The 8,721-nt window shown below is 68.8% G+C and carries 7 protein-coding genes; 3 read left to right on the forward strand and 4 right to left on the reverse strand.

Annotated elements, in window-relative coordinates; genetic code table 11:
- Window positions 1-6: 6 nt before the first annotated feature.
- From mltB to ACUTR7_RS19500, 4 genes are read right to left on the reverse strand one after another with little or no spacing between them, the layout of a single operon-like run.
- Window positions 7-1,185 carry a lytic murein transglycosylase B gene (gene mltB, locus ACUTR7_RS19485; RefSeq protein ID WP_141829311.1) on the reverse strand — a complete coding sequence of 393 codons (1,179 nt, stop codon included), beginning with the start codon at window positions 1,183-1,185 and terminating at the stop codon, window positions 7-9.
- Window positions 1,182-3,326 carry a transglutaminase family protein gene (locus tag ACUTR7_RS19490; protein WP_445609586.1) on the reverse strand — a complete coding sequence of 715 codons (2,145 nt, stop codon included), beginning with the start codon at window positions 3,324-3,326 and terminating at the stop codon, window positions 1,182-1,184. The genes mltB and ACUTR7_RS19490 overlap by 4 nt, the downstream gene beginning before the upstream one ends.
- Window positions 3,323-4,357, reverse strand: coding sequence for a DUF58 domain-containing protein (locus ACUTR7_RS19495; RefSeq protein ID WP_445609587.1), 1,035 nt, complete (start codon window positions 4,355-4,357; stop codon window positions 3,323-3,325). The genes ACUTR7_RS19490 and ACUTR7_RS19495 overlap by 4 nt, the downstream gene beginning before the upstream one ends.
- On the reverse strand, window positions 4,357-5,277 hold the full coding sequence (locus ACUTR7_RS19500; protein ID WP_099753123.1) for an AAA family ATPase: 921 nt from the start codon (window positions 5,275-5,277) through the stop codon (window positions 4,357-4,359). Before ACUTR7_RS19500 ends, ACUTR7_RS19495 begins: the two co-directional genes overlap by 1 nt.
- A gap of 90 nt (window positions 5,278-5,367) precedes the next feature.
- Here ACUTR7_RS19500 and ACUTR7_RS19505 point away from each other — a divergent pair, with 90 nt between their 5' ends.
- The 3 genes from ACUTR7_RS19505 (at window position 5,368) to ACUTR7_RS19515 (ending at window position 8,482) form a co-directional block, all read left to right on the forward strand.
- Window positions 5,368-6,273 carry a histone deacetylase family protein gene (locus tag ACUTR7_RS19505; protein WP_049801441.1) on the forward strand — a complete coding sequence of 302 codons (906 nt, stop codon included), beginning with the start codon at window positions 5,368-5,370 and terminating at the stop codon, window positions 6,271-6,273.
- A gap of 17 nt (window positions 6,274-6,290) precedes the next feature.
- Window positions 6,291-7,100: an enoyl-CoA hydratase gene (locus ACUTR7_RS19510; protein WP_445609588.1), complete on the forward strand. Its 810-nt coding sequence runs from the start codon at window positions 6,291-6,293 to the stop codon at window positions 7,098-7,100.
- 92 nt (window positions 7,101-7,192) lie between these two features.
- Window positions 7,193-8,482: a mechanosensitive ion channel family protein gene (locus ACUTR7_RS19515; protein WP_013803461.1), complete on the forward strand. Its 1,290-nt coding sequence runs from the start codon at window positions 7,193-7,195 to the stop codon at window positions 8,480-8,482.
- Window positions 8,483-8,721 lie beyond the last annotated feature (239 nt).

Here is an 8,721-nt window from a genome sequence, read left to right on the forward strand (position 1 = left end):
CCCGGATCAGCGGCCCATGGCCGCAGCGACTTCCTGGCCCAGTTCGATCACGGACAGCGCGTAGTAGCTGGACCAGTTGTAGCGCGTGATGGCATAGAAGTTCTCCGTGCCCGCGATGTACAGCGGCTGGCCCTGCGCGCCGTTTTCCAGCTTGACCAGGGCCAGCGGCCCTTGATGCGCCGCGCCGCTGCCCGGCAGCTGTACGCCGCGCGCAGCCATCTCGTCGGCCGTGAACTGGGGCAGGATGTCGGGCGCCAGCAGGGCGGCCAGGTCGGCGCCCTGGGCCTGCATGATCACAGGGTAGTGGGTGGGCATGCCGCTTTTCCAGCCATGCGCGACAAAGTAGTTGGCCACCGAGCCGATGGCGTCGGCCGCGCTGCCGAACAGGTCGATGCGGTCATCGCCGTCGAAGTCCACCGCCCACTTCACCCAGCTGCTGGGCATGAACTGGCCCATGCCCATGGCGCCCGCGTAGCTGCCGCGCAGCGAGAACGGGTCCGTTGCGGCGCGGTGCGTGAAGCGCAGGAATTGCTCCAGCTCGCCGCGGAAGTACTCGGTGCGTGCCTGCGCGCGGGGGTGGGCTGCGGGGAAGTCGAAGCTCAGCGTGGCCAGGGCGTCGATCACGCGGAAATTGCCCATCTGCTGGCCGTAGATGGTCTCCACGCCGATGATGCCGACGATGATTTCGGCCGGCACGCCGTACTGCTTTTCGGCACGCGCCAGCGCGGCGGCATTGGCCTGCCAGAAACGGGTTCCGGCGCGTATGCGCACGGGCTCGACAAAGCGGCTGCGGTAGACGCCCCAGTTCTTGGCCGTGCCCTGGGCAGCCGGCGTCATCAGGCGGGGAACCTGGGGCAGAAAGCGCGCCTGGGAGATGGTGTCGCGCACCCAGTCCACCGGCAGGTCGTGGCGCATCGCAATGTCGGCGGCCATCTGCATGGCATCAGGCCGTTCTCCGTAGGGCGTGCTGCCCTGCACGGTCCTGGCCACGGCGGCGCCGCCTGCCGCCGTGGCGGCGGCAGCAGCGGCCGTGCGCTTTTTCGTGGAAGGTTTGGCCGTGGACTTGGCGGCAGTCTTGGCTGCGCCGGTCTGGGCGGGCGCCGGCTTGCTGGCCAGCGCGCCGCAGGGCAGGGCGGCGGCCGCGAGCAGCAGCAGGGCGGAAGGGATCAGTCGTTGCTTGGTCATGGTGTGCTTGTCGTGGGGCCGGCAGCGGCGGCTTGTGGCCGTGGCTGCGGAGTGCGTGGCCAGTCCAGCGCCCGCCATTGGCGTCGCAGGGCGGGCAGGCCGGGGGTGTCGGGTGCGGATTGGGGGGCGCGTGCGTAGCGCTGGCGCTCCATGCCCAGGAGCCAGTCGTGAAGGGCCTGGGCCGCTTTGGCATCGTCCTGGCCCCAGCGGTCCATGACCTGGGCTGCCAGCGCACGCGGGGGCAGGCTGGCGTCGGCGTCCAGGCCGATGCGCCGCAGCCGGGCGCGGGTCCTGTCCATCAGGCGCAGCCATTCATCGCGGCTGTTGCGCTGGGCGCGGGCCATCCAGGCCAGCCAGGCCAGCGCGGCCACGCCGGCCAGCGCGCCCAGCAGGCGCAGCATGTCCACCCACGATGGCGACTGCACGCCCAGGTTCTTGAGCAGGTCCAGCTGGCGGCTTTGCGTGTAGTTCAGCACCCACTGGTTCCAGCCGTTGTTGACGGCCTCCCACACGGCGCGCATCTGCTGCAGCATGCCCACGCCCACGAAGTTGCCCACGGCGCCCGCAATGGCACCCTGGGGCGCGCGCAGGCGCTGGAACTCGCCCACGCGCGACGGAGCCACGGCGCCGGTGGGGTCGATGCGCACCCAGCCCTCGTCCGCCAGCCAGACCTCGGTCCAGGCGTGGGCGTCGGCGTTGCGCACGGTCCAGTAGCCATCGACAGGGTTGCGCTCGCCGCCCTGGTAGCCGGTGACGATGCGGGCAGGCACGCCCATGCCGCGCATCAGCACGGCGAAGGCCGAGGCGATGTGCTCGCAGAATCCCTCTTTGCTGTCGAACCAGAAGTCATCGGCCGTGTGCACGCTGTCCACCACGCCGGGCTCCAGCGTGTAGGTGTAGCCTCCCGTGCGCAGGCGCGCCAGGGCGGCCTGTACCCAGGCGCGGGGCGGGGCGTCGGCCAGTTGCGGGTCGGCGCGCATCTGCCGGGCCAGCTCCAGCGTGCGCGGGTTGCTGCCTTCGGGCAGCTGGGTGTAGCGGCGCAGGGCGCGGGTGGGCTGCCGCGGCCCGTAGCTGAACTGCACATGGCTTTGGGCGCTGATGCGCACCACGTCGGTGATGGGGCGCCAGGTCAGCCATTGCAGCTGCGGCGTCATGCGGGCGCTGCCCATGCCCGGGGGCAGCTCGGGAGCCCTGGCCGCGGCGTCCAGCAGGGGCAGCCAGGGGCGGCGGCTGGGCTCGATGGTCATCTGGTAGCTCACGCCCTCGCCGGAGACGCGCAACTGCGCGTCCTCCAGAACGGCCTCCGTGTCCATCTGCCATTCCTGTCCGTCAAAGCGCGACAGAACGGGCCCCCGGAAATACAGGGTGTTGGCAGGCGGAGGAGCACCATCGGGCGTATCGAAGCGCAGGCGCAGGGCCACGTTTTCGTCCAGCACCAGCGAGGCCATGGAGCCCACGCGCATGTTTTCCGACAGGCCGCTGCGGCCGGCCAGGTCGTTGCTAGGCACACCCCACAGCGGCGCCATGCGCGGGAAGAACAGGAACAGCGCCACCATCACCGGCGTACCCCACAGCGCCAGCAGGGCTGCCGTGCGCAGCGCCTGCGTCAGCGGCGGGCGGCCGGCGGTCATGTGGGCATTGATCAGGGCCGTGAGCAGGCCCAGCAGGCCCAGCACCATGGCCAGGGCCAGCAGCAGGGACTGCGAATAGAAGAAGTTGGCCAGCAGCGCGAAGAAGCCCAGGAAGAACACCACCATGGCATCGCGCCGGGCGCGCAACTCCAGCGTCTTGAGCGCCAGCAGCAGCACGATCAGGGTCACGCCCGCATCGCGCCCGATAAAGGTGCCGTGCGAGACCCAGGTGGCGCCCACGGCCAGCAGCAGCAATCCACCCAGCACCCAGCGGCCGGGCAGGGGCTGGCCGCGCCAGGCCAGCAGGCCGCGCCACAGCAGCAGGCCGGCCACGAAGACCATGGTCCACCAGGGCGTGTGGGCGGCCTGGGGCATCAGCACCCAGGCGATAACGGCCAGCAGGAACAGGGTGTCGCGCGCATCGCGCGGCAGGGCGGCCAGGCGCTGGCGCCAGGGGGCCGCGGGCTGCGCAATGGCTTGGAAGGAGGAGGGCATGGACGTGCGATTCATGGGCAGGCCGCCAGGGCTTCCAGGCATAGCGTGGCGTGGGCCGCGCCCTGGTCGGGGGCGATCTCGCGGCCGTCGGGCAGGCGCAGGCCCCAGGTCAGGTCCTGCTGGCGCGCGACCAGCACCCAGGCGGTCAGGCGGCTGAGGCGGGCCTCGGGGTCGGCCAGACCGGTGGCCTTGGCGTCCAGCCACAGGCGGTGCTGCTGGGACAGCGGGCGGTCGCGGCTCACCAGTTGGTCACTGCCCGTGGCAAAGGCCTGGGCAGCCTTTTTCCAGACCACCAGCTTGAGCGCATCACCGCGCCGGTAGGCACGCACGCCATCGAACTCGTCGCCATGGCGCGTGGAGGCCGCGCTGCGGCCGCCGGCATCGGCACTGGCCGCAGGCAGGGGCGGGGGATTGTGTTCGGGCGCCGGGTAGATCCAGGCCTGGGTCTGCGCGCGCCACAGCGCCCAGACGCGGAAGGTGCCCAGCGGGTAGCGCGTGGCCGCCGTGATCGTGGGCAGCGATTGCAGGCCCCTGCGCAGTGGCGTGAAAGCCAGTTGCGCCGTGGTGCTGCCCTGTGCCGGGACATCGATCCAGGTCCAGTCGATGGCCGCCGTATCGCCCTGCACGGCCAGGCCTATGCCCCAACGCGTGCTGCGGCGCGTGTTGTGCAGCACCACGTCGAAGCGGCAGGGCTGGCCGGCAAAGCTGCCGGCCGGAGGCAGCAGGTGCAACGCCAGGCCGCGCAGATTGCCGTGGCCGACCACCATGCCCGCTGCCGCGCTGCCGGCCAGCAGGAACGTCAGCAGATAACCCAGGTTGAGCTGGTAGTTGATGGCGGCCACCAGCAGCACGCACAGCGTCAGCGCCAGGGCCCAGCCTGCACGCGACGGCATGATGTAGACATTGCGCTGGGTCAGCTTCAGGCTGTCCGTGCGGGGCAGGCGGGCATGCCACCACTGGCGCACGCGCCGCGCGGGAGACCAGCGCTGGCGCAGCGATGCCCCCGGCTGAGGGGCGCCGGGCGAAGACGCGGGAGCGGCCGGCATCAGCGCAGCGCCACGGCGTCCAGCATGGCGCGCACCTGCTCCACGGCGCCCCGGCCAGAAGAGCCTATGGGCACCAGCCGGTGGGCCGCCGTCTGCGGCAGGATGGCCTGCACATCGTCGGGCGCCACGTAGTCGCGCCCCTCCATCAGGGCCACGGCCCGGGCCGCGCGCAGCAGCGCAATGCCCGCGCGAGGCGACAGGCCCTGCACGAACCACTGGCCCGAGCGCGTGGCTTCCAGCAGGTCCTGCACATAGTCGAGCAGGGCATCGCTGGCATGCACCTGCAGCACGGCTGCCTGCAACTGCTGCAGCTCGTCCGTGGTCAACAGCGGTGCCAGCGCATCGGCCTGGGCGCGCCGGCCATTGCCGGACAGCAGGGAACGCTCGGCCGCGCGGTCGGGATAGCCCAGGCTGATGCGCATCAGGAAGCGGTCCAGCTGGCTTTCGGGCAGCGGGAAGGTGCCCAGCTGTTCCTGCGGGTTCTGGGTGGCGATCACGAAGAAGGGCTCGGGCAGGCGGTGCGTGCGGCCCTCGGCCGAGACCTGTCGTTCCTCCATGGCTTCGAGCAGGGCGCTCTGCGTCTTGGGGCTGGCGCGGTTGATCTCGTCGGCCAGCAGCACCTGGGCGAAAACGGGGCCCGGGTGGAAGACAAAGGTCTCGCTGGCGCGCTCGTAGATGGACACGCCGGTGAGGTCGCTGGGCATGAGGTCGGCCGTGAACTGCACGCGCGAGAACTGCAGCCCGAAGCTGTGTGCCAGCGCATGCGCCAGCGTGGTCTTGCCCACGCCGGGAACGTCTTCCAGCAGCAGGTGTCCCCCGGCCAGCAGGCAGGCCACACTGTCGCGGACCTGAGCCGGTTTCCCTACAACCACCGTGTTAAGCTGATCCAGAAGCGCCTTGATCTTGTGTGTTGCTTGCATGGCGCGACGTTATCCTAAAAAAAACATCGCGGAGACATCACTGTGGGCAAGACGGGTTATTTCACCCATAGGGAGTGCTGGCGGCATGAGATGGGGCCGGGGCACCCGGAATGCCCGGCCCGGCTCGATGCCATCGAGGACCGGCTGCTGGTGACCGGCGTGGCCGATGCACTGGAGCGGCACGAGGCCCCCCAGGCCTCGCTGGCCGACATCGAACTGGCCCATGACCGCATGCATGTGGCCGCGCTGCAGGGCCTGACACAGCGCCTGGTCGAGGAGCAGCAGGCCGGTGGCCCCGAGTACTCCCAGATCGACACCGACACCTCCATCAACAGCCACACCTTCTCGGCCGCCCTGCATGCGGCCGGCGCCGCGCTGGCTGCCACCGATGCGGTGATGGCCGGCGAGCTGGAGAACGCCTTTTGCGCCGTGCGCCCGCCGGGCCACCATGCCACGCGCCACCAGGCCATGGGCTTTTGCTTCTTCAACAACGTGGCCGTGGGCGTGAAGTACGCGCTCAGCCGCCACCACCTCAAGCGCGTGGCCGTGATCGATTTCGACGTGCACCACGGCAACGGCACGGAGGACATCCTCTCCGGCGACGACCGCGTGCTCATGTGCGGCATCTTCCAGCACCCCTTCTATCCCTTCAGCGGCGACCAGCATCCGGCCGCCAACATGGTCAACGTGCCGGTGGCCGCCTATACCAAGGGCATGGACATCCGCGAAATCGTCGAGATGATGTGGATCCCGCGCCTGGAGGCCTTCAAGCCCGAGCTGATCTTCATCAGCGCCGGCTTCGACGCCCACCGCGAGGACGACATGGGCCAGCTGGGCATGACCGAGCAGGACTTCACCTGGATCACCTCGCGCATCAAGGACATCGCGCGGCGCTTTTCCAAGGGGCGCATCGTCTCCTGCCTGGAAGGCGGCTATGTGATGGGGCCGCTTGCGCGCAGCGTGGAAGCGCACGTGCGCGTGCTGGCCGACCTCTGAACCGGATCTGGAGCACCATGAACGCGAGCACCCCTCCTTCTGAAGCCAGCCCCCTGCTCGACGTGCAGCGCGACGCGCGGGGCGTCGTGCGCCTCACGCTCAACGACCCGCAGCGCTTCAATGCCCTGGGCGAGCAGATGCTCACGCAGCTGCAGCAGGCGCTGGACGATGTGGCACGTGACGAGTCCGTGCGCGTGGTCGTGCTGGCTGCGGCCGGCAAGGCCTTTTGCGCGGGACACAACCTCAAGGACATGGCGGCCCATCCGCAGCTGGACTACTACCAGAAGCTGTTCGCCCAGTGCAGCCGCATGATGCTGTCCATCCACCGGCTGCCCGTTCCCGTGATCGCGCGCGTGCACGGCATTGCCACGGCGGCAGGCTGCCAGCTCGTCGCCCAGTGCGATCTGGCCGTTGCTGCGCAGGCGACACGCTTTGCCACCAGCGGCATCCACTATGGCCTGTTCTGCGCCACCCCCAGCGTGCCGCTGGTGCGCAATGTGCCGGCCAAGCAGGCCATGGAGATGCTGCTCACGGGCGACTTCATCGACGCCCAGCAGGCGCTGGAGCAGGGCCTGGTCAACCGCGTGGTGGCCGAGGAGTCGCTGGACGATGCCGTCGAGCACTTCGTGCAGTCCATCGTCAGCAAGCCCCGTGCGGCCGTGGCCATGGGCAAGGCGCTGGTTCACCGGCAGCGCGAGATGGGCATCGAGGCGGCCTACCAGCTGGCCGGCCAGACCATGGCCGCCAACATGATGGATGCCGACGCCCAGGAGGGCGCCCAGGCCTTCGCCGCCAAGCGCGAACCGGCCTGGAAGACGGGCCGCTGACCGACCTGCATGTAGGTCCCGGTCCGGTCGGCCTGTCCTGGATCTGCGCGATGATGGCGGCCTGCGCCCTTGCGGCGGAACGGCCCTGACCCATGGACATCTTCGACAAGCTCATCAACGACTTCCAAAGCTCCAGCGCCTGGCTGGAGTTCTCCGTGCTCATCGCCTGCCTGCTGCTGGCCTACGGCGCCATGCGCGGCCTGCATGCGCGCTACGGCCATCTCAACGATGGAAAGCCCTCCGTATGGATAGGCCGCCATGCGCTCGATGGCGCCCTGTTCCCGCTGCTGGCGCTGGTGCTGGTCTTCACCAGCCAGGAGATCCTGGCGCGGTTTTCCACGGTGTTCTGGCTGCGCGTGGCCGTGTCGCTGCTGGTGTCCCTGTCGGTGATCCGCTTCGTGGCGCGGGTGCTCAGCCGGACCTTCCCCCACTCCACCGTGGTGCGCCTGATCGAGCGCATTTTTTCCTGGCTGGCCTGGGGCGCGGCCGTGCTGCACAGCATCGGCCTGCTGCCGCAGGTCATGGAGGAGCTGGAGGCCCTGCAGTTCAACATCGGCAAGACGCCGGTCAGCCTGCTCAACCTGATCGAAGGCACGCTGTCGGCGGGCCTGATGATGGTGGCCGTGCTGTGGGTAGCAACGCTGTTCGAGCAGAAGGTCATCAACCAGTGGGTCAGCGACCTGTCCATGCGCAAGGTGGCCATGAACATCACGCGCAGCGTGCTGATCCTGGTGGGGCTGCTGGTGTCGCTGTCCATGGTGGGCGTGGACCTGACGGCGCTGTCCGTCATGGGCGGCGCCATCGGCGTGGGCCTGGGTTTCGGCATGCAGAAGATCGCCTCCAACTACGTCAGCGGCTTTCTGGTGCTGATCGAGCGCGCGCTACGCATCGGCGACAACGTGCGCGTGGATGGCTTTGAGGGCCGCATCACCGACATCCGCACGCGCTACACCATCATCCGCGCGCTCAACGGCCGCGAGTCCATCGTGCCCAACGAGACGCTGATCACCCAGCGTGTGGAGAACCTCACCGGATTCGACGTCAAGTTCGGCCTGTCCACCAACATCGTCGTGGGCATGGACAGCGATGTGGAGCAGGTGCGCGGCATCCTGCTCGATGCCGCAGCCGCGCAGCCGCGCGTTCTCAAGACGCCCGCGCCTTCGGTGGCACTGGTCGACTTTGTCGAGCAGGGTCTGCAGTTCAGTCTCAGCTACTACATCAACGACCCGCAAAATGGCCAGGGCAATGTGCGCTCCGAGGTGAACCTCGCCGTGCTGCGCGGCCTGCGTGCGGCGGGCGTGAGCCTGCCAGTTCCCAAGCAGGTGGTACAGATCACCGAACGCGGGGGCGTGGTGGCTCAGGCAGCAGAGAAAAGCAGCTAGGATTATTCCTAGGTGCATACCCTGAGTTCAAGCTGTTCCCCCGCAGGAAATCTCAATGGTCGTGCTTAAAATGGCACGATCGTTCTTTTTTGTGAGCGCGCATGCGGCCCTCGGCCGTCAGGGAAACCTGCCGCAGCTGCTGCAGCGCCGCATACAATGATTTCGGTTTACGTAAACGTCAATCTATCAATCAATCAGGAGCCGCTGCAATGAAGGTTTTGGTCCCGGTCAAGCGCGTG

The sequence above is a fragment of the Delftia sp. NA_296.1 genome, from assembly GCF_052692095.1.